General features: G+C 71.0%; 23 protein-coding genes. 14 read left to right on the top strand and 9 right to left on the bottom strand.

Going from position 1 to position 25343, the window contains the following annotated elements:
* Positions 1–18 precede the first annotated feature (18 nt).
* Positions 19–690: a TetR/AcrR family transcriptional regulator gene (locus RY94_RS00205; RefSeq protein WP_043440396.1), complete on the top strand. Its 672-nt coding sequence runs from the start codon at positions 19–21 to the stop codon at positions 688–690.
* 165 nt (positions 691–855) lie between these two features.
* Entirely contained in the window at positions 856–1443 is a 588-nt protein-coding gene (locus tag RY94_RS16510) for a GNAT family N-acetyltransferase (protein ID WP_052273760.1), read from the top strand.
* Between the two features lie 64 nt (positions 1444–1507).
* Here RY94_RS16510 and gabT read toward each other — a convergent pair whose 3' ends face one another.
* A complete protein-coding gene (gene gabT / locus RY94_RS00195; RefSeq protein WP_043440394.1) occupies positions 1508–2893 on the bottom strand; it encodes a 4-aminobutyrate--2-oxoglutarate transaminase in 1386 nt (461 codons plus the stop codon).
* A gap of 27 nt (positions 2894–2920) precedes the next feature.
* On the bottom strand, positions 2921–4351 hold the full coding sequence (locus RY94_RS00190) for a gamma-aminobutyraldehyde dehydrogenase (RefSeq protein ID WP_043440391.1): 1431 nt from the start codon (positions 4349–4351) through the stop codon (positions 2921–2923).
* 166 nt (positions 4352–4517) lie between these two features.
* Between RY94_RS00190 and RY94_RS00185 the strand changes: the two genes are divergently transcribed.
* Entirely contained in the window at positions 4518–5987 is a 1470-nt protein-coding gene (locus RY94_RS00185) for a PucR family transcriptional regulator (protein ID WP_043440388.1), read from the top strand.
* Between the two features lie 86 nt (positions 5988–6073).
* Positions 6074–7315, top strand: coding sequence for a sensor histidine kinase (locus RY94_RS00180; RefSeq protein WP_052273759.1), 1242 nt, complete (start codon positions 6074–6076; stop codon positions 7313–7315).
* Positions 7316–7334: 19 nt separating this feature from the next.
* On the opposite strand, the gene RY94_RS00175 is transcribed toward RY94_RS00180, so the two are convergent.
* A complete protein-coding gene (locus tag RY94_RS00175) occupies positions 7335–9080 on the bottom strand; it encodes a sensor histidine kinase (RefSeq protein WP_231554354.1) in 1746 nt (581 codons plus the stop codon).
* A 162-nt stretch (positions 9081–9242) separates the two neighbouring features.
* Between RY94_RS00175 and RY94_RS00170 the strand changes: the two genes are divergently transcribed.
* The 3 genes from RY94_RS00170 (at position 9243) to RY94_RS00160 (ending at position 11231) form a co-directional block, all read left to right on the top strand.
* Positions 9243–10343, top strand: coding sequence for a PP2C family protein-serine/threonine phosphatase (locus RY94_RS00170; protein ID WP_043440385.1), 1101 nt, complete (start codon positions 9243–9245; stop codon positions 10341–10343).
* 101 nt (positions 10344–10444) lie between these two features.
* Entirely contained in the window at positions 10445–10777 is a 333-nt protein-coding gene (locus tag RY94_RS00165; RefSeq protein ID WP_043440382.1) for an STAS domain-containing protein, read from the top strand.
* The gene (locus RY94_RS00160; RefSeq protein WP_043440380.1) at positions 10770–11231 is read left to right on the top strand and encodes an ATP-binding protein; all 462 of its coding nucleotides are present in this window, start codon (positions 10770–10772) and stop codon (positions 11229–11231) included. Before RY94_RS00165 ends, RY94_RS00160 begins: the two co-directional genes overlap by 8 nt.
* A gap of 133 nt (positions 11232–11364) precedes the next feature.
* On the opposite strand, the gene RY94_RS00155 is transcribed toward RY94_RS00160, so the two are convergent.
* Positions 11365–12333, bottom strand: coding sequence for an alpha/beta hydrolase (locus tag RY94_RS00155; RefSeq protein WP_082045946.1), 969 nt, complete (start codon positions 12331–12333; stop codon positions 11365–11367).
* A gap of 109 nt (positions 12334–12442) precedes the next feature.
* Here RY94_RS00155 and RY94_RS00150 point away from each other — a divergent pair, with 109 nt between their 5' ends.
* The 3 genes from RY94_RS00150 to RY94_RS00140 are packed head-to-tail and all read left to right on the top strand — an operon-like array spanning position 12443 to position 14039.
* On the top strand, positions 12443–13078 hold the full coding sequence (locus RY94_RS00150) for a trimeric intracellular cation channel family protein (protein ID WP_043440377.1): 636 nt from the start codon (positions 12443–12445) through the stop codon (positions 13076–13078).
* Between the two features lie 26 nt (positions 13079–13104).
* Positions 13105–13566 carry a hypothetical protein gene (locus RY94_RS00145; protein WP_442853427.1) on the top strand — a complete coding sequence of 154 codons (462 nt, stop codon included), beginning with the start codon at positions 13105–13107 and terminating at the stop codon, positions 13564–13566.
* Positions 13566–14039 (top strand): HIT family protein, encoded by a 474-nt coding sequence (locus RY94_RS00140; protein WP_043440374.1) that lies wholly within the window; start codon positions 13566–13568, stop codon positions 14037–14039. Before RY94_RS00145 ends, RY94_RS00140 begins: the two co-directional genes overlap by 1 nt.
* Positions 14040–14158: 119 nt before the next feature.
* Here RY94_RS00140 and RY94_RS00135 read toward each other — a convergent pair whose 3' ends face one another.
* The 3 genes from RY94_RS00135 to RY94_RS00125 are packed head-to-tail and all read right to left on the bottom strand — an operon-like array spanning position 14159 to position 17338.
* Positions 14159–15247 carry a polyprenyl synthetase family protein gene (locus tag RY94_RS00135; protein WP_043440372.1) on the bottom strand — a complete coding sequence of 363 codons (1089 nt, stop codon included), beginning with the start codon at positions 15245–15247 and terminating at the stop codon, positions 14159–14161.
* Positions 15248–15256: 9 nt separating this feature from the next.
* Positions 15257–16573, bottom strand: a complete 1317-nt coding sequence (locus RY94_RS00130; RefSeq protein WP_043440370.1) for a geranylgeranyl reductase family protein — start codon at positions 16571–16573, stop codon at positions 15257–15259.
* Positions 16574–17338, bottom strand: coding sequence for a demethylmenaquinone methyltransferase (locus tag RY94_RS00125; RefSeq protein WP_043440368.1), 765 nt, complete (start codon positions 17336–17338; stop codon positions 16574–16576).
* A 124-nt stretch (positions 17339–17462) separates the two neighbouring features.
* Between RY94_RS00125 and RY94_RS00120 the strand changes: the two genes are divergently transcribed.
* From RY94_RS00120 to RY94_RS00105, 4 genes are all read left to right on the top strand, one after another.
* Entirely contained in the window at positions 17463–18803 is a 1341-nt protein-coding gene (locus RY94_RS00120) for an isochorismate synthase (RefSeq protein ID WP_052273756.1), read from the top strand.
* Positions 18804–18916: 113 nt separating this feature from the next.
* Complete coding sequence (locus RY94_RS00115; protein WP_043440365.1) at positions 18917–19705, top strand: transporter substrate-binding domain-containing protein; 789 nt, start codon at positions 18917–18919, stop codon at positions 19703–19705.
* Between the two features lie 84 nt (positions 19706–19789).
* Positions 19790–20575 carry an amino acid ABC transporter permease gene (locus RY94_RS00110; RefSeq protein ID WP_043440363.1) on the top strand — a complete coding sequence of 262 codons (786 nt, stop codon included), beginning with the start codon at positions 19790–19792 and terminating at the stop codon, positions 20573–20575.
* A gap of 5 nt (positions 20576–20580) precedes the next feature.
* Entirely contained in the window at positions 20581–21348 is a 768-nt protein-coding gene (locus RY94_RS00105) for an amino acid ABC transporter ATP-binding protein (protein WP_052273847.1), read from the top strand.
* Here RY94_RS00105 and menD read toward each other — a convergent pair.
* Positions 21345–23123, bottom strand: a complete 1779-nt coding sequence (menD, locus tag RY94_RS00100; protein ID WP_082045945.1) for a 2-succinyl-5-enolpyruvyl-6-hydroxy-3-cyclohexene-1-carboxylic-acid synthase — start codon at positions 23121–23123, stop codon at positions 21345–21347. The genes RY94_RS00105 and menD overlap by 4 nt on opposite strands.
* 44 nt (positions 23124–23167) lie before the next feature.
* On the bottom strand, positions 23168–25288 hold the full coding sequence (locus RY94_RS00095) for a PhoX family protein (protein ID WP_082045944.1): 2121 nt from the start codon (positions 25286–25288) through the stop codon (positions 23168–23170).
* Positions 25289–25343: the final 55 nt, after the last annotated feature.

Genomic DNA, 25343 nt, shown 5'->3' with positions numbered 1-25343 from the left:
ACAGGGAGAACAGGCTCGATGACCTCAGCACTACCGACCCCCCGGCGCGCCGGGCGCCCGCCCCGCAGCGTCCTGTCCAGGGACCGCATCACGGCGGCGGCGCTCGACCTCATCGCGGCCGAGGGCTACGAGGGGCTGACGATGTCCGCCCTCGCCCGCCGGCTCCGGGTGGCACCCTCCGCGCTCTACAACCACGCCGCGTCGAAGCAGGAGGTGCTCCGCTGGGTCCAGGACCACGTCATGACGATGGTGGACTTCAGCGCGTTCGCCGTGGAGCCGTGGGACGAGGCCGTGCGGCAGTGGGCGTGGTCCTACCGCGAGGTCTTCGCACGGCACGCCCCCCTGGTCCCGGTGATCGCCGTCATGCCGGTGACCGACGCCGCGGAGACGCTGCGCATGTACGAGGAGGTGGCCCGCGGCTTCGCCGCGGCGGGCTGGCCCGAGGACCGGATCGTGCCCGCGATCGTGGCCCTCGAGTCCTTCATCTACGGTTCCGCGCTCGACGTCGCCGCACCCGGCGACATCTTCGACTCCGGCACGCTCGCTGACGAGTTCCCGGTCTTCACGTCCGCCGTGCGCAGCGCCTCGGAGTCGGCAGGGGCCGAACGGGCCGCGGACGCCGCCTTCCGGGCCGGGCTCGACGGCATGATCGCAGGCCTCCGCCAGCAGCTCGCCGCCCGCTCCTCCTGACCCCGGAGCCCCGGGTGCGGCCCGAGGGCGTGGCGGAGATACCTGCTCGTTCCTCGGAGCACTGATCGCCGGCGCGCCTGGCTTTACGGATCCCGACGTGGCTGTTACGGTCTGTGTCAGGTCAAGCATCGGCCCCGCCACTCCCCGATCCATTCGAGGTATGCCATGTCCGTTGACCCCCTCCCCCCGACGTCCGGTCCTGCGGACCGTCCTGCGCCCGGCACCTGGGCCGATGTCCTCGATTTCCCCGATCCGGCGGCCCGGGAAGCACCCGATGCCGGGACTCCCGAGGCCCCCCGCGACCTCTCGTCGGTCTCCACCCGCCAGCTGCGCATCCTGTGCAACGAGCTCTACCGGGCACTGGATGCCGACTTCCCGGCCTACGGCGTGCTGGACGACTACGCGGCGGTCGTCGCGGCCATCACGGATCGAGAGTCCCGCGCCGCAGAACGCGCGGAGGCGGAGCAGCTCCGCGAGAAGTTCCGCGACAATCCTGCGGCCTCGCGCTTCGAGCTGTTCCACGACGGCGTCCTGGTCGGCTATGTGAAGTACGACCTGCGGGCGGGCCGGCTGCGCCTGCTGCAGACCGTCGTCGGGTCCGCCCACCACCGGCAGGGCCTGGAGCCGGTCCTGGTCCGCAAGGCGCTCCTGAATGCCCACCGACGCCGCCTCGCGCCCGTCCCGTACTGCGCCCACGCGCAGGCCTTCCTGACCGAGAACCCCCACTTCCAGGCACTCATCCCGGTCGACTGACCTCCCCGGAACGTGGAGAGGGCCCTGCAGCACTGCTGCAGGGCCCTCTCGTCCGGAGCGGAGATCAGCCGGCGCTGACCGCGCGGATCGCGGCCTCGAGGACGTCGAGGCCGTCCTCGAGCAGCTCGTCGGTGATCACGAGCGGCGGCAGCAGGCGGACCACGTTGCCGTAGGTGCCGCACGTGAGGATGATGACGCCCTCGCGAAGGCACCGGGCGGCGATCGCCTTCGTGGCCTCGGCGTTGGGGGTCCTGCCTCCGGGCTCCACGAACTCGATGGCCAGCATGGCGCCGCGGCCGCGGAGCTCGCCCACGATGCTCCGCTCGCCCAGCTCGGTCTGCAGGGCGGCGATGCGCTCGGAGACCCGGGCCTCGATGCTGCGGGCGCGGCCGGCGAGGTCGTGCTCCTTCATGGTGCCGATCGCAGCCAGCGCGGCTGCACAGGCCACGGGGTTGCCGCCGTAGGTGCCGCCGAGCCCGCCGGCGTGCACCGCGTCGAGCAGGTCCGCGCGCCCCGTGATGGCCGAGAGCGGCATGCCACCGGCGATGCCCTTGGCCATGGTGATGATGTCGGGCACGACGCCCTCGTGGTTCACGGCGAACCACTCGCCGGTGCGGCAGAACCCGGACTGCACCTCGTCGGCGATGAACACGACGCCGTTGGCCTCGGCCCATTCCGCGAGCGCCGGGAGGAAGCCCTCGGCGGGCACGATGAAGCCACCCTCACCCTGGACGGGTTCGATGATGATCGCGGCGACGGACTGGGCGCCGATCTGCTTCTCGATCATGGTGATGGCGCGCTGCGCCGCCTCGGGGCCCGTGATGGACGGGTTCTCCTCGCGGAACGGGTAGCTCATCGGGACGCGGTAGATCTCGGGCGCGAAGGGACCGAAGTTCGCCTTGTACGGCATCGACTTGGCGGTCAGCGCCATTGTCAGGTTGGTGCGGCCGTGGTAGGCGTGGTCGAACGCGACGACGGCATCCCGGCCCGTGGCCAGCCGCGCCACCTTGACCGCGTTCTCGACCGCCTCGGCGCCCGAGTTGAACAGGACCGTCCGCTTCTCGAAATCGCCCGGCGTCAGCTCGGCGAGCTGCTCCGCGACGGCGATGTAACCCTCGTAGGGCGTGACCATGAAGCAGGTGTGCGTGAAGTGCTGCACCTGCTCCTGGACCGCAGCGACCACGGCGGGGTCCGAGGCGCCGACGCTCGTCACGGCGATGCCGGCGCCGAGGTCGATGAAGGAGTTCCCGTCGACGTCCCGGATGATCCCGCCGTCGGCGTCCGCGGCGTACACGGGCACGCCCGAGGCGACGCCCTTGGCGACGACGGCGGAGCGGCGCGCGGCCAGCTCGGTGGACTTCGGGCCGGGGAAGTCGCCGGTGATGCGGCGCTTCTGCTCGAGCCGGAAGGTCGGCGCGACGGCACCGGGGGTGGTTGCGATGGTGGTCATCAGGGGTTCCTATCCAGAAGGGGGCTGTCAGACGTCCAGCACGCTCATGACGTGCTTGATGCGGGTGTAATCCTCCACGCCGTACATGGAGAGGTCCTTGCCGTAGCCGGAGTGCTTGAAGCCGCCGTGGGGCATCTCGGCGGTCAGCATGATGTGCGTGTTGATCCAGACCGCACCGAAGTCGAGGTCGCGGGACACACGCATCGCGGTGCCGTGGTTCGAGGTCCAGACACTGGAGGCCAGCGCGTAGTCCACACCGTTGGCGAGCTCGACGGCCTCCTCCTCGGTGGCGAACGACTGCACCGTCACGACGGGCCCGAACGTCTCCTGCTGCACCACGGCATCGTCCTGCCGGGCGCCGGTGACGATCGTCGGCTCGAAGAAGTAGCCCTTGTCCCCGGCACGCCTGCCGCCCGTCGCGATGCTGCAGTGGGCGGGCAGCGCGTCGATGACGGCGTTGACGGCGTTGAAGTGGTTGATGTTGTTCAGGGGCCCGAAGTAGTTCTCGGAGTCCTCCGCGCTGCCGGTCCTCAGGGTGGCCGTGTGCGCGACCATCGCGGCGACGAACTCGTCGTGCGCCTGCTCCTGCACGAGGACGCGGGTGATGGCGGTGCAGTCCTGGCCGGCGTTGAAGAACGCGAACTCGGCGATCGCCTCGGCGCTCTTCGTGAGGTCCGCGTCCGCGAAGACGACGGCGGGAGCCTTGCCGCCGAGTTCGAGGTGGGCGCGCTTGAGGCCCTTCGCGGCGCTGGTCGCGACGGCGATGCCCGCCCGCACGGACCCGGTGATGGAGACCAGCCCGGGCACAGGGTGCTCGGTCATGGCGGCGCCGGTCTCACCGGTGCCGAGCACGACGTTCAGGACGCCGTCGGGCAGGATGCCCTGCGTGAGGCGCGCGAGGACGAGGGTCGATTCCGGCGTGGTGTCGCTCGGCTTCAGCACCACCGTGTTGCCCGCGGCGAGCGCGGGGCCGATCTTCCAGATGGCCATGAGGAAGGGGTAGTTCCACGGCGCCACCTGGGCGACGACGCCGATGGGTTCGCGGCGCACGTAGGAGGTGTGGCCCTCCATGTACTCGCCCGCGGACTTGCCCTCCATGAGCCGCGCGGCTCCGGCGAAGAACCGCAGCTGGTCGGCGCCGACGGCAACCTCCTCGGCGGCGATCATCGCGCGCACCTGTCCCGTGTTGCGGTGCTGCGCCTCGACGAGTTCGTCGCTGGCGGCCTCGACGGCGTCAGCGAGCTTCAGCAGCATGAGCTGTCGCCGGCTCGGCGTGGTCCGCTTCCAGGTGGTGAAGGCACGCGCTGCGGCGCGCATGGCGTCATCCACGTCCGCCGCGGTGGAGACGGGCGACTGCGCGACCACCTCGCCGTTGGTCGGATTGACGATGTCCAGGAGCTCGGTCCCGGCGGGCGTCACGAACGCTCCGTCGATGTAGTTCTGAAGGGTCTCAGCCACGCTGCAGTGCCTTTCACGAGGATGGAGTCCGCGGCGCGTGCGGGTGCCGCCGGCCACGGGGTATCGACATGACGGTACCGGGACGCCGCGGGGCGTGCCAGAGCTATCTGCACAGCGTCTGCCCCTTGCGAGCGTGCAAGGGCACAGTGCAACCTAAGCTGGATCCATGGCCATCACGCTCGCCGACCTGCTGTCCGATCCCGCCCTGGGCCTGGTCCTGGAGGGCCGTTCGGAGCCGCCGGCCCAGCCCATCCAGTGGGTCGCCGTGACCGAGCTCGAGGACCCGCGGCCGTTCCTCAACGGGGCAGAGGTGGTGCTCACCACGGGCGTGCGGCTGAAGACGGGCGCCGCCCAGCGGGCCTTCGTCCGGCGGGCGCACGACGCCGGGGCCCTGGCCATCGGGTTCGGCGTCGGACTCACCCACCGGAGGATCCCCGCGGCACTGCTCGCCGAGGCGGACGCCGTGGGCCTCCCCGCCTTCCGCGTCCCGTACGAGGTCCCCTTCATCGCCATCGGCAAGAGGGTGGCGGACGCCCTCTCCGCCGATCACTACGCCGGACTCGAGGACCTCCTCGAGGGGCACGCCGTCCTGGCCTCCGCGCTGCTGGGCCCGGGAGGCCTCGCCGCGCTCCTCGGTGAGCTCGCCCGGATGCTCGGCACCGACGTCGCACTGTTCCAGTACGGCGCGTGCATCGCCCGCGCCCTGGGCCGGGCCGCCCGCAGTCCCGACGGTCCTGGCGTCGCAGCCGCTCCCCGGGCCGACGCAGGGGATCCGGATCCGGTGACATGGCATCGGCTGCCGGTCGCCACCGGCCTCAAGGACCGCTGCACCCTCGCCATCGCCGAGCCCTACGGGCGGACCGCCGTCGTCGACTACGCGCAGAGCCTGATCTCGGTGGAGCTCACCAATCAGGCCAGGAACCGGACCGGTGCCCGCGCCGCGTCGGGCCAGTTGCTCGAGGACGTGGTGCGCGGGTCGCTCGGCGGCGCCGAGGCAGCGGCACGGCTCGCCGGCTCCGGCATCGACACGACGCTCCGGCACAGCGTGCTGATCGTCGACGTCGCCTCCGGGCAGCGGCGCGCGCTGCGGACGCTCCCGCTGCCGGACGGCTGGAACGGCGGCGCCACGGGGCTCGTCGACGAACGGCTCGTGCTCGTCCTCCCTGCCGGGGCCATGCCCGATCCCGCCGGGCTGGGCCGGTACCTGCACGGGGCCGGGCTGACGGCGCGCATCGGCGTCGGCGGCAGCTACGCCCAGCCGAGCGGCCTGCGGTGGAGTTACTTCGAGGCACGCGAGGCGCTCCAGCGGGGACAGCCACTCAACATCGCGGACCGCCTGAGCCTGACGTCCCTGCTCATGGCCAGCGCGGACGTGCCGCTCGCCGACCTCGCCGCGGAGACCCTCCGGCCACTCGAGGCCTTCGACAGCGCGCACGGCGCGGGACTGCTGACCACCCTGCAGCGCTACCTCGACCTCGACGGCTCCGTGGCCGCCGTCGCCGCTGACCTCGACCTGCATCGCAACACCATCCGCTACCGGCTCCAGCAGGTCGTGGCGCTCACGGGCTACGACCCGGCGGTCACCGCGGACCGCGTGCACCTGTACCTGGCCCTGCGCGTCCGGGCGCTCGGCTGACGAGGTCCGCGCCTGCCCCGGCACGACCCGCCCGCGTGGGATAGTGGACGCACGCACACCGGTCTCACAGTTCTACGGGGGTATTCGTGTCTCTGCTTTCTACCGACGAGTTCGACCTGGAGGAGCTCGCCCGCCAGGCCGTCCTGCAGGACTACGGGCTCCCCTACGGCCAGACCGGGGGGCTGCCGGTGGAGAAGCCCGACTACGCGACACCGCCGGAACTGCTCAACCTCGTAAAGCTCGCGGTCCGCGTGAGCGGCATGGACCTCGGCGTCATCAACATCATCACCGCGGACCAGCAGCACCAGATCGCGGCCGTCGGGGTGGAGGCCGCAGTCTGTTCGCGCGACGACTCGATGTGCTCCAAGGTCTTCACCAGCGGGGCGATCACCGCCCTGGCGGATGCCTCCCTCGATCCGCGGTTCGCCGACAACCCCTTCGTCAACGGCGGCATCGCCCACGTGCGCTCGTACGCGTCGGTCCCGCTCGTGACCGAGCAGGGCGCAGCCCTCGGCTCCCTCTGCGTGTTCTCGCCGACCGTGCGGGCGATCGACGCCGAGCAGCGGGAAGGGCTCGAGATCCTGGCACGGCAGGTGGTGGAGGTCCTGGAACTGCAGTTCAAGACGCGTCAGCTCGTCGAGGCGCTCGAAGTGGTGCGGCGCAGCAACGAGGACCTGGCGGGGTTCGCCGCGCGGGTGAGCCACGATCTCAGGAACCCGCTGACGGCGATCCTCGGCTACACCGAGCTCAGCGAGCAGGACGACGACGTCGCGGCCGCCGGGTCGGCGGCGCGCTACTTCAGCATCATCCGGGGCAGTGCCAGCCGCATGCTGTCCACCGTGGAGGAGGTCCTCGAGTTCTCCCGCATCGGCGGGACGATCAGCCGCCGGACGGTGCGCCTGAACACGATGATGAACGCCGTCCTGCAGGACGTCCTGCCGCTCAGCAGCGCCTGCGACGCCCTGGTGACGGTGCAGGACGCCGAGCTGACCGTCGATCCGGCGCAGGTCACCGCGCTGCTGCAGAACCTGGTGGCCAACGCGATCAAGTACTCGACACCCGGGTGCCCCCCTCGCGTGGAGGTGATCGCGAGCGTCGGGGACACGCAGGTGCTGCGCGTCATCGACCACGGCAAGGGCATCGATCCGGCGGACCGGCAGCGGGTCCTGGAACCCCTCGTGCGGCTGCAGCGGGACGGCGACCCTACCGGGAGCGGGATCGGCCTGGCGACGTGCGCACGGATCGCGGCGGCACACGGGGGGTCGATCAGCCTCACGGAGACGCCCGGCGGTGGCATCACGGCGACCGTGGATCTCGGGCCTGCCTGACACGGAGCCTTCCGGCCCGTCAGAGTCCCTGCGTTTGCAGTTCCTGGACCTGGTCCGCGCGGGCGATCGGGAGGCGGAACGCGAACGTGGACCCTTCGCCCATGACGCTCCGGCACGTGATGCTGCCGCCGTGGCGCTGGACGATCGCCTGGGAGATGGCGAGCCCGAGGCCCACCCCGGGGATCGCCGCGTTGCGGGCTCCCGCGGTGCGGAAGAACTTGGAGAAGACGCCCTTCTGCTCCTCCGCGCTCATACCGCTGCCCTGGTCGCTCACGCTGCACTCCACCTCGGCCCCGACCTCGCGGGCGCGGATGGTCACGCTTCCGCCCGCCGGCGAGTACTTGATCGCGTTGGACAGCAGGTTGTCCAGGACCTGGCCGATCCGTGAGGCGTCACACAGCGCGACGAGCCCGGGGTCGGTGAGGTCCTCGAACCGCACCAGCGGGTTCGTATTGCCCTGCCGGGCCGAGGCGACACGGAGCCCGACGAGGTCGGAGAAGTCCGTGGGCACGGGTTCGATCTCGGGCGCCCCCTCCGCGGTGGACAGCAGGTCCACCACGAGCTTGTGCAGCCGTTCGGAGTTCCTGGACACCACCTCGAGGCCGGAGGCGACCTCCGGGTCGAGGTCCGGCGTCCCCAGCAGCAGTTCGAGGTATCCGCGGATCGCGGTCAGGGGGGTGCGCAGTTCGTGCGAGACGGTCGCCACGAACTCGTCCTTCGCGTTCAGGGCGGTGACGAGCTCCGTGACGTCGTTGAACGTCACCACGGACCCCTCGCGCTCCCCGGCCTGGTTGGTCATCAGCCGGGACGAGGTGGAAAGCACCCGCTGGCCGGGCCGCTCACCCCACCACAGGAGGTAGTCGGAGAACACATGGCCCTCCGCGGCGCGTCGTGTCGGTCGCCGGGTCACCGGAAGGGCCGTCTCGCCGTCCTGCTGGAAGATGCGCAGGGCGGCCTCGTCGGTGTCACGGGTCCCGCCGGCGAGCGCGCGGAACTGCTCGAGCTTGCGGTTCGCGAGGACCGTCCGGCCCGCCTCGTCGACGGCCGTCACACCGATGTCCACGCTGTTGACCACGGTGTCCAGCAGCCGTTCGCGGCGTGCGCTCTCCTCGAGCAGCAGCCGCAGGGCGCGGTCCTTCTCCTCGACCTCGGCCTGCTGCGCCATCATGCTCGACGTCATCACGCGGATCGTCACGCCGATGGCGAGCATGATGAAGGGCAGGAGGAAGGACTGCGTCAGCGACTGCGAGGTGACCTCGATGTCCGTGACGAAGACCGGCACCCAGACGATGGCCAGGGAGGCGAGGAACCCTGCGGCGAGGAGCGCCCGCGGGTACAGCCCGGAGGCGGCGAGCCAGATGATGGGGAACACGGCGAGGAGGCCTACGCCGGTGATGACGGTGCCCGCCCCGTAGCGCATGAACCCGATGGGGATGAAGTCGAGCAGCGGGATGACGAGGAAGCTGACGTACGGAAGCCGGTCCCACGGGACGAGGAGGCACAGCGCGAACAGCGCGGCCTGCATCCAGAGCCCGATCATGAAGGACCGGCTGGCGAAGAGGTCCGGGTGGAAGAGCAGCCCTCCGACGAGGATCAGCAGGACCGTGAGCGACAGCGGCAGCTGGCTGAGGATCACGCGCGAGCGCAGCGTGAGTTCGTGGAACTGCCGCGTGTTGAGCGTCAGGTGGGAGAGCACTCTGTCCATCTGCTGGCCGCGCCCCCTGGTGGTCGTCGAGATCGTCCGTCGGAATGACACGCGATTCATGGCGCGCCAGCGAAAGAATAACGCGACAGCCCCGTGATTCCGGGTGGCGAAAGTCGCTTGACCCCTCAAGATCGCATCAAGTTCGCCGCAACAATCCGGTGATTCGGGAGAAGCCGTGTGCCGCGGCCGGACGGCCGTGCTCCGTGGCGTTTAATGAGGATCATGACTGTCCCCCCGGAGATCCGCCGTGCCCTCGTCGTCGAGGACGACGTCGATATCCGGGGCCTGCTCGTCCAGATCCTGAAGCGCGAGGGCTTCGAGGTCACCGAGGCCGCGACCGCGCGCGAGGGGCTCCGCCTGGCCCGCGCGGGCGCCGATCTCATCACCCTGGACCTCAACCTCCCCGACGGCGACGGCGTGGAGGTCTGCCGCGAGGTCCGCACCTTCTCCGACGCCTACATCCTCATGATCACGGCCCGCACCGACGAGATCGAACGCCTCACGGGCCTCGAGACGGGCGCTGACGAATACATCAGCAAGCCCTTCAGCCCCCGGGAGCTGGTGGCGCGCATCAACTCGCTGTTCCGCCGCCAGAGCCAGCAATCCGCCGTCGACGTCGCGAATGCGGACGAGCGGCAGCGCGCCGCGGAGGTGCAGCAGAACCTGCTCCCCCGCGACCGGCTCACCCTCGACGGCTTCGAACTGGCCGGACGCTTCAGGCCGTCGAGGAGCGTCGGCGGCGACTTCTACGACTGGTACCCGACGCCGGAGGGCCTGCACTTCACCGTCGCCGATGCCATGGGCAAGGGCATGGGCGCCGCGCTGGTCGCGGCGACCGTCCGCGCGATCATGCGCTCCGTCGCGTCCCAGCCGAGCCTCGAGACCGCGTTCGCCACGGCGGCGCGGGCCACGGAGGCAGACCTCGACCACACGAGTTCCTTCGTCACGCTGTTCCACGGCCGCCTCGATGCCGCCACCGGCGTCGTCGGCTATGTGGACGCCGGGCACGGCCTCGCGCTGCACATCGCGGCGGACGGCACGGTGACCCGCCTCCCCTCCGCGGGCCCGCCCGTCGGCGCCTGGCCGGACCAGACCTGGCCCGCAGCCTCCCTGCGCCTCGAGCCGGGCGACGCGCTCGCCATCGTGAGCGACGGCCTGCTCGACATCTACGAGACGGTCGACCAGTTCACCGAGGCGGTCGCGGGCGTGGTGTCCGGGGCGGCGACCGCCGAGGAGGCCTGCGCGGTGCTGCTGGACCTGGCCGACGTCCCCGAGGTCGCCGACGACGTCACCGTCGTCATCCTGCGGCACTCGCGCGGCTGACCAACCGGGCCGGGAGGACCCGGCCCGCCCCCGACGGGCGCGACGATCCACGCCACAGAGATCCAGCACACGCCGACAGGCAGCGGAAGAGGGAAGAACACATGGAATTCACGGTCCAGGACAAAGGGCACTACACCGAGGTCGCGGCGAACGGACGCCTGAACATGGTCGCGGCACCGAAGCTGCGCAAAGTCGTCGACGAGGTGGTCGCCGGGGGCGGGAAGCGGATCGTCGTGAACCTGGCGGACACCAGCTTCATGGACTCCTCGGGCCTCGGCGCGCTCATCGGCTGCCTCAAACTGGCCCGGCAGTCCGGCGGCGACCTGCGGATCGCCGCCGTCCAGCCCCAGGTCACCATGGTGCTCGAACTCACCAGCATGAACCGTGTCCTCACGCCGCACGCGGCGGCGGACGAAGCCTTCCGCAATGACTGACGTCCTGGCGCGGCGCACTCTCGAGGAACCCGCAGCGGAGCAGGCCATCGAGAACCTGCACGTCCTTCTGGAGCAGCTGTGGCTGGATGCCGCCTTCGTGCCGGCGCCCGACCAGATGGCCTTCACCACGGCGGTGATCGAAGCCGCGAGCAACGTCGTCCAGCACGGCGTCCCCGCGGAGGGCGCCACGCTCGTCCTCGGCGTCGAGCTCACCGTCGCCGTCGGGCGGCTGCGCGCCGTCATCAGCGAGATCGGCGCCGCGCCACTGGACCCGGTACCCGATCTCGCGGGGCCCGCCGACTTCCCCGCCCCGGACGACGACGCGCTGCTGGAGGACTACCACGAGTCCGGGCGCGGGCTCTCGATGATCCGCGCCCTCGTCACCACCGTGACGGTCGAGCGCGAGGGTGACACCAACGTGTGGGTCCTGTCCCGGGACTCCGACCAGGGCTGACCTCCCGTCGGGGTCGGCGCAGCGCCCGGCTTCCGGCCGTCGGGGTGGGCGCAGCGCCCGGCTTCCGGCCGTCGGGGTCGGCGCAGCGCCCGGCTTCCGGCCGTCGGGGTGGGGCCCGGCTTCCGGGAGCCGCCTACGGGAGGGCCGGCCGGCCGAGGAACGCGGCGACGTCCGCGTAGACGTCCCGGGACTCCGGGAGGCGGGGGAACGCCGGGAACACGTGGAAGCCGCCGGGATAGACCTTCATCTCCACGGCGGCACCGGCCGCGGCGGCACGGTCCCGGAAGACCGCGGCATCCGCCATGCAGACGTCGCGCGTGCCCTGGTAGATTTGCGTGCGGGGCAGGGCGGCCAGCAGGTCCTCCGGCGCGCAGGCCGGGCTGACCAGCGGAGTCCGGGGGTCGTCGCCGTCCGCCCACCACAGCCCCGCCTGGACCCCGCCCGCCACGGAGAGCATCGGGTCGACGGCGTCGTAGGCGGGGATGTCGGGGTTGGTGGCCGTGACGTCGAACCAGGGCGAGAAGGCGACGACGCGTCCGGGCGCGGGAAGCCCTGCCTCCCGGAACGCCCAGGCCTGCGCGACGGCGAGCGCACCGCCGGCCGAGTCCCCCATCAGCGTGATGTCGTCGGGCTCCGCCGTCCTGAGGACGTCGCGGTACACGGACACGAGGTACGGGAAAGCCTCCCGGTAGGTGCTCTCGGGCGCCAGCCGGTACAGGGGCACCGTGACGGCGGCACCGGTCCGCTTCGTCAGCTCGGCGATGATCCACCAGTGCGGCCGTGCGAGCTCGTTGATGTAGATCCCGCCGTGCGTGTAGACGATGTGCGAGCGGGTCGCTCCGAGGAGCGGGCGGACCGTGATGGTCCTGATGCCGTCGATCCGCTTCTCCTGGATGGTGTGCGTCCGCTTCAGGGTCCAGGGGATGGCGGCCACGGTCGGGTAGCTGCGGCCCGGGTACTTCGCGTTCACCCAGTCGGTGCCGCTCAGGTTCCTCTTCGTCGGCAGGAGCCCGATCAGCCGTGCGGCCACGCGCATCGCGCGCGAGCCGTCCTTCGCACTCGGCTCCATCGTCTCCGTGCGGTCCGCGTCTCTGCTCGTCATGGGCCCAGCCTAGTGCCGGGCCCGCACGTCCCGTCTGTCATGCTGGACATGCCCTCCCGGCCCCGTCGACGGGGCCCGCGGGTGCCCCGCCGGAATGCCGAAGGATGAGATGGACACCGCTTCACACGTGGCGCTCGGCGCCGACCTCCTCGGCGTCTTCTTCTTCGCCGTCTCGGGCTCCCTGCTGGCGGCCCGCAAGGGCTTCGACCTCGTGGGGTCGCTCCTGCTCGCGTCCCTCGCGTCGCTCGGCGGAGGGGTGGCCCGGGACCTCATCATCAACGTCCCGCCCGCCGCCTTCACGAATCCCGCCTACCTGGTGCCTCCGCTGCTCGCCACCGTGCTGGTGTACTTCGTGTTCTCCGGCGTGGAGCGCGGCATGCGCGTCCTGGTCGTCTTCGACGCCGGCGGACTGGCCCTGTTCTGCATCACCGGCACCCTCAAGGCGCTCGACGCCGGCCTCCACCCGGTCTCCGCCGCCCTGCTGGGCGTCACCACCGCCGTCGGCGGCGGCCTGCTGCGCGACGTCGTCGCGAACGAGGTCCCCCAGCTCTTCGATCCACGGGACATCTACGCGCTCCCCGCCATGCTGGGCGCCGTCGTCGTCACCGGGCTCTACCTGACCGGTACCTTCACCCTCGTCACCGGGACCCTCGCCGCGTCCCTCGTGTTCTCCCTGCGGGTCCTCGCCTGGCGTTACGGCTGGCACGCGCCGCTCGCCGCGCGGACATGGGACGCGCGGTCGTAGCCCGGGCGGGGGACCCGGCCGCTAGGATGGGGGTATCCCCCAACCCCACGCCTGGAGTACTTGTGACTGAGCTGTTTTCCGACAAATTCCGCGCCCTGGTGCCCCAGTACTTCGAGGACGAGTGGGCCGAGGAAGACGGCCTGTCCGACGACGAACTGGCCGAGATGCTCGAGGGCAAGGACTTCGACCTGCCCCTGGCCCTGCGCGACTTCTACCGCGCCGTCGGTGCCACCGAGGACATCATGGAGGCGTTCCACTTCTTCTGGGATCCCGACGAACTCGAGATCGAGGACGGCTTCCTCCTGTTCCTCGAGGACGAGGACGAGGAGTACACCTGGGGCATGCGGGCGGACCAGCTGGACGTCCCCGACCCGATCGTCTGGCGGCGCAACAACGTGCGCGGCGAATGGCAGAGCGAGGAGGGCACGTTCAGCGAGTACGTGCTCGATCTGTTCGAGTGGGTCTTCGAGGCGGACGACGAGGACTGATGCCGTTCGTCCACCACGCCCCGGAGGGGTACCGGTGCCCGTTCTGCGACCTCGCGCGGTCGGACTTCGGTAACCCGCAGAACCTCTGCCGTCCGGGGGACGTCGTCTACGCCGACGACCTCGCGCTCGCGTTCATCGCGTCGCACGGCTTCGACCCGAATCCCGGCCACGTCCTGATCACGCCGCGGGCGCACGTGGAACTGCTGTACGAACTGCCGGACGACGCCGCCGCGCGCATCATGACGCTGACCCGCGACATCGCGATCGCCATCAAACGCGCCTGGGAGCCCGACGGCATCTCGACGCGGCAGCACAACGAGCCGGCCGGCAGCCAGCACGTGTGGCACTACCACCAGCACGTCCTGCCGCGCTGGCACGACGACGGCTTCTACTTCACGCCGAAGCGGCCGATCGTGGACCCGGAGATCAGGGCGCGGAAGGCCGACGAGCTGAGGGCGTTCCTCCCCCGCTGACCCCGCCCTGGCCGCCACCCGCCGTCGTGCGGCATTCCTGCGCGTCATTCGCGCGATCGTTCCTACGCGTCGTTCCTGCGGTTCGTGCACGACGGCGCGTGGCCGCCGTCCGGGGAAGGTCAGACGTCCCGGCTGACGACGGCCTGCGCGAAGCTCGCGAGCGCCTGCTTGACCACGCTGTCCGGGAGCGGTTCGAGCGCGGCCACGGCCTCGTCCGCCCACTGCTGGGCCACGGCCCACGCCTCCTGGGTCTGCGGGTGCTCGCGCACCGCGGTGACGGCGGCGGCGAGGGCCTCGTCGGAGGACAGGTCACCGTCCACGAGCGCGACGACGTCGGCCGCGGACCGGTCGCCCGCCGCTGCGGCGCGGCGCAGCAGGATGACCGGAAGGGTGGGCACGCCCTCGCGGAGGTCGGTGCCGGGGGCCTTGCCGGACTTGACCTTGCGGCCCGTCACGTCGATGACGTCGTCCGCCAGCTGGAACGCGACGCCGACCTTCTCGCCGTAGGAGACCATGATGTCGACGACCTCCCGCGGGGTGTCCGCGAAGAGGGCACCGAGCTGCCCGGAGGCGGCCACGAGGGAGCCGGTCTTGTCGGCGATCACGGAGAGATAGTGCTCGAGGGCGTCCTGGCCGTCGCGCGGGCCCACGGTCTCGTGGAGCTGGCCGAGGCAGAGCCGTTCGAAGGTGCGTGCCTGGATGCCGAGGGCCTCGCCGCCGAGCTCGGAGACGAGGATGGACGCCCGGGCGAAGATGAGGTCCCCGGTGAGGATGGCGACGGAGTTGCCCCACACCTCGTGCGCGGTAGGGGCGCCGCGGCGGTAGGGGGCGGAGTCCATGACGTCGTCGTGGTAGAGCGTGGCGAGGTGCGTCAGTTCGACGACGACGGCGGCCTGGACCACCTTGGCCCGCGTGGGGTTGCCGAGGTGCGAGGCGAGGATGGTCAGGAGCGGCCGGATGCGCTTTCCGCCGGCCTCCACCAGGTGGCGGCTCGTCGCGTCGGCCAGCGGGTCCGAGTTGGCGATGGCGCTGCGGAGCTGCTTCTCCACCTCGGCCAGGCAGGACGAGACGGACGGTCCGAGCTCCGGGTCCTCGGCGATGAGGGCGAAACCGGGAGGCAGGCGCAGGGCGTCGCCGGGCGTGTCCGCCGTGTCCAGCGCGCTGTTGACGCCCGCGCTGGCCCACCCGGAGTCGAAGGATTGTGTCACGGTCTAAGACTAACGAAGTGAAGCGGCGCTTTGCGCACGCAGATGGCCGGCCAGGGACGGCTGGTTGGAGGTGGGCGGCACCAGGGACTCGAGCAGGTGGATGACGCGGTCCTCGAAGCCCCGCCCGCCGGTGTCCGTCAGGTTGGCGAGCATGCGCACCACGAACCGCATGAGGAGGGGGACGGGCATGCCCGTCCGCAGGGCCAGGGAGAGGATGGCGGGCTTGCCGATCAGCTGCGCGAAGACACGGCCGAGCGTGAAGTGGCTGCCCCACTGTCCACGGATGTAGGGCGCGTAGCCGGACATCACCTGGTCGCGGCCGAGCGGCGACGCGACGCCCTGCGCCCGTTCGATGAACTCCGCGGCGTAACGGGCGGACTCCATCGCGTAGGAGATGCCCTCGCCGTTGAACGGCGACACCATGCCCCCGGCGTCGCCGAGGAGCAGGAGCCCCGGGCTGTAGTGCGGGGTCCGGTTGAAGCCCATGGGCAGCGCCGCGCCGCGGATCCCGCCCACCATGTTCGACGGCGTGAAACCCCACTCGGCGGGCATCCCCGCGGTCCAGTCCCGCAGCACCTGCTTGTAGTCCAGCTTGCCGAACTCGGCGGAGGAGTTCAGGATGCCGAGGCCCACGTTGGAGGTGCCGTCGCCGACGCCGAACACCCAGCCGTACCCGGGCAGGGGCCTGCCGGTGGCGTCCGGCAGTTCGAGCCAGCCCTCCATCCAGTCGTCGTTCGTGCGGGGGCTCGTGAAGTAGGTGCGGACGGCGACGCCGAGCGGGCGGTCGTCGCGCTTCTGCATCCCGAGGCTGACGGCGGTCCGCGTCGAGTTGCCGTCGGCGGCGAGGACGACGTCGGCCGTGAAGGTGCGGGTCTCCCCCGTCTTGCGGCCGTCGGCGGCGAGCAGGTTCACGGTGACGCCCGTGACGCGTCCGGCGTCGTCACGGACGGCGGAGGACACGGAATGACCCTCCAGGATGGTGGCGCCGGCGGAGCGGGCATGCCGGGCGAGGGCTTCGTCGAAGCCGAGGCGCGTGCGGACCAGGCCGTAGTCGGGGAAGTCGCTGAGCTCGGGCCAGGGCACCTCGACGGTGCGTCTGCCGGCGATCAGGCGGAGGCCGCGGTTGCGGCGCCAGCCCTCGCTCTCGTCGTGCGGCAGGCCGAGCAGCTGCAGTTCCCGCGTGGCGCGGGGCGTCAGGCCGTCGCCGCAGACCTTCTCCCGGGGGAAGAACGTCTTCTCGAGGACGGTCACCTCGATCCCGGCGCTCGCGAGATAGTAGGCGGCGGTGGAGCCGGCCGGGCCGGCCCCGACGATGAGGACCGACATCTAGTCGACCGCCGACGTCCGTCGGCGCAACCGCACCTGGCCGGGCAGCAGCGGCTCCTCGCCCGGCGCTGCGGGCGCCTTCGTGGCGCGGTGCACGGCCACGATGCCGCCGTTGAGGTTCCGGTACGCGACGTCGTTCCAGCCGCTGTCGCCGATCCAGCCGGCGAGCCGGTCCTGGTCCGGCCAGGCCCGGATGGACTCGGCGAGGTACACGTAGGCGTCGGGGTTGGAGCTGACCCTGCGGGCGATCGCGGGGAGCGCGCGCATCAGGTACTCGGTGTAGGTGGTGCGCCAGAGCGCGACGGTGGGCTGGGAGAACTCCGCGACGACCAGGCGGCCGCCGGGCCGCGTGACGCGCAACATCTCGGCGAGCGCCTTCTTCGGCTCGTTCACGTTGCGCAGGCCGAAGGAGATGGTGCACGCGTCGAAGGAGTTGTCAGCGAAGGGCAGATTGGTGGCGTCCCCGGCCACGAAGTCGATGTCCGGGCGGCGGCGCTTGCCCACCTTCAGCATGCCGAGGGAGAAATCGCAGGCGACGACGTCGATGCCCGCGTCCGCGTACGGCTCGCTCGACGTGCCGGTGCCGGCGGCAAGGTCCAGGACGCGCTGTCCGGGCTCCGCGCCGACGGCGTCCACGACGATGCGGCGCCATCGGCGCGTCTGCCCCATCGACAGGACGTCGTTGACGACGTCGTACTTGGGCGCCACGTCGTCGAACATGGCTGCTACTTCGTCAGGCCGCTTCTCCAGCGATGCGCGATTCACTCGCTCATTGTCTCAAACAAACCCCGACCACCCGACCCGCGACTGCCCGACGTGCCGAACCTCACGACCCGGCACGAATACGGCACGGATAGGGCCCGGCGCCGCGGAGTACGCTTGAGGCATCATGAGCACTCCGTCCCTCACTGCGCTGCCCCCTGCGCCCGGACAGTCCCGCGGGCTCCGCAGCATCACCGTGGCACAGGCGGACATGGACCCGCGGACGGGCCTGCTCGACTACGTGGTCCGCAACGACGCCCACACCTGGATCCGCCGCGGAGGCGGCCTCGTGGCCTACGGCGAGACGGCCCGCTTCACCGTCACCGGCCCCGACCGCTTCACGCAGGCCCAGGAGTGGTGGCGTCGTGAACTCGCCGGCGCTGAGGTGCTGGACGATCTCGGCGTCCCCGGCACCGGGCTCATCGCCTTCGGTTCCTTCGCCTTCTCCAAGACCTCGCCCCACGAGTCGCGCCTGATCGTCCCCGCCGTGGTGGTGGGCTGCAGCGAGGGCCGTGCGTGGCTGACCCTCATCACCGACGACGCCGAGGCCGAGCTGAGCGCCGAGGCCGCGGAGGCGGCGCTCGCGGCCTACCTCGCGGAGCCCGACGCCGGGCGCTCCCCCGGCCCGGGCGACCGCCTCGGCCCGGGCGTCCTCAGCGAGGACCAGTACGAGCGCGCGGTCGCCGAGGGCGTGAAGCACGTCCAGGCCGGCGAGCTGAGCAAGCTCGTGCTGGCGCGGGACGTCGTCGCGCACCTCGAGACGCCCGTCGCGACGGCGCAGGTGCTGCGGGACCTCGCGGTGCGGTACGAGGACTGCTGGACCTACGCCGTGGACGGCCTGATCGGGTCGACGCCGGAGATGCTCATCAAGGTGGAGAACAACACGGCCCGCGCCCGCGTGCTCGCCGGGACCCTGGACCGCGCCAACGCCCCGGCCGGCGACCCGGGCTACGCCGACCGCGTCCTCGCAGGGTCCGAGAAGCAGCTCCACGAGCACCAGATCGCGATCGACTCGCTCACCGAGACCCTCCAGCCGTTCACAAGTTCCATGACCTCCCACAGCGAGCCGTTCGTGCTGCAGCTGCCCAACGTGTGGCACCTCGCCTCGGACGTCACGGCGCAGCTGGCGGCGGACGAGGACGGCCGCGTCCCGACGTCGCTCGCCCTGGTCCAGGCGCTCCATCCCACCGCCGCGGTCTGCGGCACCCCCACGACGGTCGCCGGAGCACTCATCCGCGAACTGGAGCATCTGCAGCGCGGACCGTACGCGGGGCCCGTGGGCTGGATCGATGCCGGGGGCAACGGCGAGTGGGGCATCGCCCTGCGCGGCGCCGTCGTCGAGACGCCCACGCGCGTGCGGCTCTACGCGGGGTGCGGAATCGTGGAGGGTTCGCAGCCCGCAGCCGAACTCGCGGAGACGTGGAGCAAGTTCAGGCCGATGATCGAGGCCCTCGGCCTGTCCCGATGACCGAACCCCGGTGACCGTCGGGCAACCCCTGTCGCCTGTGATGCACCTCTCCCTGACGCTAGAATCAGCAGGACCGTTCCCCGTTCCACCCCGTCCGCCCAAGTGAGGTACCCATGCTTTCCAAGAAATCAGCACTGCTGGCCGCCATGGCCGCCGGCGCACTCGCGCTGAGCGCCTGTGGCGGAGGCTCCGACGACGCCGGGTCCGGCGAGGCGACCGGCCTGAACCTCGTCTCCGAGGGCTCGCTCACCGTCTGCTCGGACATCCCCTACCCGCCCTTCGAGTACGAGGAGAACGGCGAGTACACCGGCTTCGACATGGATCTCATGAAGGAGATCGCCGCGGGCATGGACCTCGAGCTCTCCGTGCAGGACGTCGGCTTCGACGGCCTCCAGAGCGGCGCCGTCCTCGGAGCCCGCCAGTGCGACATCGGCGCCAGCGCCGTCACGATTACCGAGGAGCGCAAGGCGAACCTCACGTTCTCGGACCCGTACTACGACTCCCTGCAGTCCATCCTCGTGCCGACCGACTCGGACATCGCCTCGATCGACGATCTTGCCGGCAAGCAGGTGGGCGTCCAGCAGGGCACCACCGGTGCCACCTACGCCGCGGAGAACGCACCCGAGGCGGAACTGGTCCAGTTCCCCTCGGACGCCGAGATGTACGCCGCCATCCAGGCCGGAAACGTCGACGCCCTGCTGCAGGATCTCCCGGTGAACATCGGCCACACCGAGGACGGCGCGTTCACGATCGCCGAGGAACTGCCGACCGACGAGCAGTACGGCTTCATCATGGCCAAGACCGGCAGTGAGGAACTCGTCGCCGCTGTCAACGAACAGCTGGGTACGCTGCGTGAGAACGGCACGTACCAGGAAATCTACGACACCTACTTCGCGGAGTAGCCCCACCCTGCCCGTGCGGCCCCGGATGTCCGACGACTCCGGGGCCGCACGGGTGCCACCTCCCGAAGGAAGGTAGATCCCCGCGTGAAACGTTCAACCCGCAGACGCCTCACCCAAGGCGTCCTCTACGCGGTCTTCGCCGCCGTCGTCGTCTTCGTGCTCCTCGCCGCCGACTGGGCGACGATCCGGGCGTACTTCTTCGACCTCGACGTAGCCCTGGCTGTCTTCCCCGAGATCGTCACGATCGCGGCGAAGAACACGGTCGTCTACACGGCCATCGCCTTCGTCGGAGGACTGCTGCTCGGCCTCCTGCTGGCGCTCATGAAACTCTCCCCGGTGCTGCCGTACCGCTGGTTCGCGACGGGCTACATCGAACTGTTCCGCGGCCTCCCGGCGCTGCTGGTCATCTTCGGGTTCGCCTACGCCATCCCCATCGCCTTCCAGTGGCGAGCCCCCGGCGGGAATGCCGGTGCGGGCCTGATCGCCCTCATCATCGTCTCGTCCGCCTACATCGCGGAGACCATCCGGGCCGGCATCGAGGCCGTGCCCCAGGGGCAGGTCGAGGCGGCGCGTTCCCTCGGCATGAACGGGCCGTGGACCATGCTCACGGTCATCCTCCCCCAGGCCTTCCGCATCATCACTCCTCCGTTGACGAACGAGCTGGTCATCCTCATCAAGGACACGTCGCTCCTCTTCATCGCCGGCATGGCCATCGGCGACCGTGAGCTGACCACGTTCTCGCGGGACGCCCTCACCAGCCAGGCCAACGCGACGCCGCTCGTGGTCGCGGCCCTGCTGTACCTGGTCATCACGCTGCCGCTGACCCAGCTCGTCGCGAAGCTCGAACGACACAACAAGAGAGGCCGGTGATTCCGGTGTCACACCCAGCATCGGCTCCTGCGCATTCCACGGCGGTCCCCGCGATCGAGGTCCGCGCACTGTGCAAGAACTTCGGCACCAACGAGGTGCTCAAGGGCATCGACTTCCACGTGGACCACGGCGAGGTGGTGTGCGTCATCGGGCCCTCCGGCTCCGGCAAGTCCACCCTGCTCCGCTGCGTCAATCGGCTCGAGGAGCCCACCAGCGGCACGGTCATGGTGGAGGGCGTCGACATCACGGACAGCGAGACGGACCTCGACGACGTGCGCACGCGCATCGGCATGGTCTTCCAGCAGTTCAACCTCTTCCCGCACCTGAGCGTCCTGAAGAACCTGACGCTCGCGCAGCAGCGTGCCAAGAAGCGCGGCAAGGCCGAGGCGATCGAGGTGGCCCACCGCAACCTCGCCAAGGTGGGCCTCGCGGAGAAGGCCGACGCCTTCCCCGCGCAGCTCTCCGGCGGCCAGCAGCAGCGCGTGGCCATCGCCCGCGCCCTGTCGATGGACCCGGACATGATGCTGTTCGACGAGCCCACCAGCGCCCTGGACCCCGAACTCGTCGGGGACGTCCTCGAGGTCATGAAGCAGCTGGCCCAGGAGGGCATGACCATGATGGTGGTCACGCACGAGATGGGCTTCGCCCGCGAGGTCGGCGACCGCGTGGTCTTCATGGACGGCGGCGTCGTCGTGGAGCAGGGCAAGCCCGAGGACGTGCTCGGGAACCCGCAGAACGAGCGGACGAAGCTCTTCCTCTCGAAGGTGCTCTAGGCAGGACGCACCGCGGACGCCACCGCCCGGCGGACGCGCGCATGGAGGTCCCGGAGCATCGAGCGCTCCGCCCGGACCTCGAGGATGGAGCGGCCCCTGATGGGCCGCTCCATCGCCGTATCCAGCTCCTCCAGCGTCGCCGCCCGCTCGTGGCGCAGCCCGTAGGCGGCGGCGAGCGCGGCGAGGTCCACGGTGTGCGGCGTGCCGAACAGCCGCTCCACGGCGGGGCCGTAGCGCGCCGTGGTGCTCTCCGCCCCGTGCTCGAGCAGGCCGAAGATCCCGCCGCCGCCGTCGTTGAGGACCACGAGCTGCAGATCGGGCTGCGGTTCGCCGCTGCCAAGCAGCAGGCCGCCGACATCGTGCAGGAACGTGAGGTCGCCCAGGAGCGCGCGCGTGGGGATGCCCGCCGCGAGGGCCACGCCGGTCGCCGTCGAGATGGTGCCGTCGATCCCGGCGAGCCCGCGGTTCGCGAAGACCTCCAGCGGATGCCAGTCCGTCGCGGCGACGAGGTCCACGTCCCGGATGGGGTTGGACGAGCCGAGCACCAGGTTCCCGTCCGTGTGGTCCCAGACGGCGTCGGCCACGTGCAGGCCGGTGATGCGCTGCTCGTCCGCCAGCAGCGACTGGATCGCGGCCTCCGCCGCTGCGCCCGCCTCCCGCCAGGACCGCAGCCACCCCTCCTCGCCGCGCCCGGCGAACGCGAGCAGCTCCGGCAGGGTGCCGATGATGCGCTCGGGGCGCCGCCCCTCCTCGAACCAGGCGACCGGCACGGGCAGGTACAGCGCGTGTTCGACGTCGGGCCGTGCCAGCAGTGCGGTGACCGGGCGGGACAGCGTGGGGCGCCCGAAGGTCACCACGCGCGTGACGGCGGGGCCGAGGTGCTCGAGGAGCAGCCGGTACGGGGCGATGGCGCTGCTGCCGAACCGTGCGTTGGAGGACGGCTCCGCGAGCAGCGGGAGGCCGAGGTGCGCGGCGAACACCGCGGCGAGTTCCCCCGCTCCGTGACCGGCGACGACGACGGTCCGGCCGGTGGGCCCCGTCGGGTCCACCGCACGGGCGGCAGGTGTCTCCTCCCGGAGGGCCTGGGCGGCGATGAGGGGGCGGGCGTCGGGGGCGGGCTCGTCCCTGGTCCCGCCGGGCACCAGCGGATCGCGGAAGGCGAGATTGAGGTGCACGGGACCGGACGGCCGTGCGGCCCGCCCGTCCGCCGGATGCCCCAGGGCGGCGCGCAGTGCGTCCCCGATCGCGCCCGTGGGGTCCTCCCCCGCAGCGATGTCCGCGCCCGCGCGCACATGCACGCCGAACAGTCCCGGCTGCACCGTGGTCTGGTTGGCCCCGGTGCCGCGCAGTTCGCCCGGCCGGTCGGCGGAGATCACCACCAGGGGCACCGCGGCGTGGTTCGCCTCCATGACCGCAGGCAGGAGTTCGCCCACGGCCGTGCCCGACGTCGTCACCACCGCCGCCGGACGCTGCGCGCCGAGCGCGAGCCCCAGGGCGGTGAAGGCGCCGGACCGCTCGTCGATGCGCACGTGGAGCCGGACGAGGCCTGCCGCCTCGGCCTCCGCGAGCGCGTAGGCGAGGGGGGCACTGCGCGAGCCGGGGGCGACGACGACGTCCCTCACCCCGCCGGCCACGAGGGCGCGGACGGCACGTGCGGCCGACGCCGATGAGTCGAGTGGTGTCGCTGCGGGTCCGGTCGCTGGGTCTGTCACCGTTCCATCCTTCCACCCCGACGAGGACGCGCCCCCACCCGGGGGGTGGGGGCGCGTCCTCATGGCATCAGCGGGCTGTCCGCCGTCCCGGCACTCGTGCGGAACGGCTAGCGGCGCGGCTTGCCCTGCCGCTTACGACCGCGTCCGTTGTGGTCCTCGTCGCGGCGACCCTCGGACGCCCTGTAGACCTGGACGACCGACGGGCGCGGCAGCGCGGCGTCGCCCTTGCGCGGGTTGCCGCCCAGGGGGACGTAGTCGGGGAACAGCGACGACTGGGCGGCCCAGTCGCCGTCCTCACCCGGGTGCTGCACCGCCACGAAGACGCTGCCGTCCTGGTCGTGGATGATCGGGCCGCACGTCTCGGCGTCGCGGGGCACGGCGAGGAACTGCTGCACGCGGCCGCGCTCGGCGCCCTCGAGCCCCACCTTGAACAGGCCGTCGGCGAAGCCCACCGTGCTCGGCTGGCCGTCCGTCGAGATCCACAGGTTGCCCGCAGAGTCGAAGGCCACGTTGTCGGGGCAGGAGATCGGGGAGACCTTGTCCGTCGGATAGCCGGCGAAGTAGGTGGAGGGGTTGCGGGCCGGATCGCCGCAGACGAGCAGCAGGTTCCAGGTGAAGCGCGTCCCGGTCGCGTTGCCGCCGGCCTCCGTGAGTTCGACGACGTGCCCGTCGCGGTTCGCGGTGCGGGGGTTGGCCTCGTCGGCGACGGCGTTGGTGCCGACGCCGCGGTTCGTGTTGTTGGTGCACGCCACGTAGACCTTCCCGGTGCGCGGGTTCGGCTCGACGTCCTCGCACCGGTCCATCTTGGTGGCGCCCATCTTGTCCGCGGCGATCCGTGTGAAGACGGAGACCTCGGCCGCGCTCATGCCCGCGACCACGGACGTGTTGTCGATGAGCAGCGGCAGCCACTCGCCCACGCCGTCGAACGCGCCGTCGGACGGGAGCGTGCCCGTGCCGTTGATCTCGGCGACGGAGTTGCCCTGGAAGCGGGCCACGTACAGCGAACCCTCGCTCAGCAGGGTCATGTTGGCCTTGCGCGCCGCGGGGCTGCTGCCCGGCTGGACCTTCTTCGTGGACACGAACTTGTACAGGTAGTCGAAGCGCTCGTCGTCGCCCATGTAGGCCACCACGCGGCCGTCCGCGGCGACGGTCACATTCGCGCCCTCGTGCTTGAAGCGTCCCAGCGCGGAGTGCTTCCGCGGCGTCGACGTGGGGTCGAACGGATCGACTTCCACGATGTACCCGAAGCGGTGCTTCTCGTTCTCGTAGCCTGCGTTGCGGGTGTCGAAGCGGGGCTCGTCGATCTCCCAGCCGCGTGCCGTCGGCTTGCTGGTGATGCCGTAGCGGCGGTCGCCGTCGCTGGTGCCTGCGGCCACGAAGTAGCCGTTGAAGTTCTCCTCGCCGGAGAGGATGGTGCCCCACGGGGTGGTTCCCCCGGCGCAGTTGCCGAGCGTGCCGAGGATGCTGCGGCCGGCCGGATCGTCCTTGGTCTTCAGCAGGTCCGACCCGGCGGCAGGGCCGGTCACCTCGTAGGCGGTGGTGGTCAGGTAGCGGCGGTTGAGCGGGGCGCCCTGGACGTAGGACCACGGCTTGTTCCGGTTCTTGCGCTCGAGTTCGACCACGGACAGCCCATGGGCCGCCTTGCCGATGCCCCGGACCTCCGCCGCGGGCGTCGTCGGGGGCACCATGATGTTCTCGTTCGTGTACTCGTGGTTGGCGAACAGCACCGCACGGCGGCCCTTGCTGCCCTCGATCTCGAGGACGTCGGTGTAGTCGCAGTTGTAGCCGAACTGCAGCGCCTGCGCGGCGGCGGTCTGCTTGTTCGCGTCGAAGGCAGGCGACGTGCGGAAGATCGGATCGCCCCACCGGATGACGGGCTTCCAGCCGTAGCCCTGCGGCACGGTCATGTCGTCCACCAGCGCGTCCACGGGTGCGATGGCGTTGAAGGCCAGTGCGTTCGACGCCCGGGGTCCACCGGGCGCCGCGACGGCGGATCCGGCCCCGGCCTGGGAACCGACAAGGAGCGTCAGGGCACCCGCCGCTCCCGTGCCGAGGGCGCTGCGGCGTGAGAACTCACGCGAGACGATGTCACGGAAGTAGTTGTTGCCCGACGTGTTGCAGACGGCGTCGGCACAGGCATTGTCACACTTCAGGGCGCAGGTGACGGCGCTGCGTTTTCCCTTGGTGTGGCCGAGCATGGGCAGCAGGCGGCGCGCGGTGTCAGTCATGGAGGTACCTCTCGACAGGATGAACAGTGTTCGTCCTCACCCTGTCGAGGGCACC

It is taken from the genome of Arthrobacter sp. L77 (assembly GCF_000816565.1).
GTDB lineage: Bacteria > Actinomycetota > Actinomycetes > Actinomycetales > Micrococcaceae > Arthrobacter_D > Arthrobacter_D antioxidans.
The sequence above is the reverse complement of the archived record's forward strand: the minus strand, read 5'-3'. Positions and strand labels throughout refer to the sequence as shown.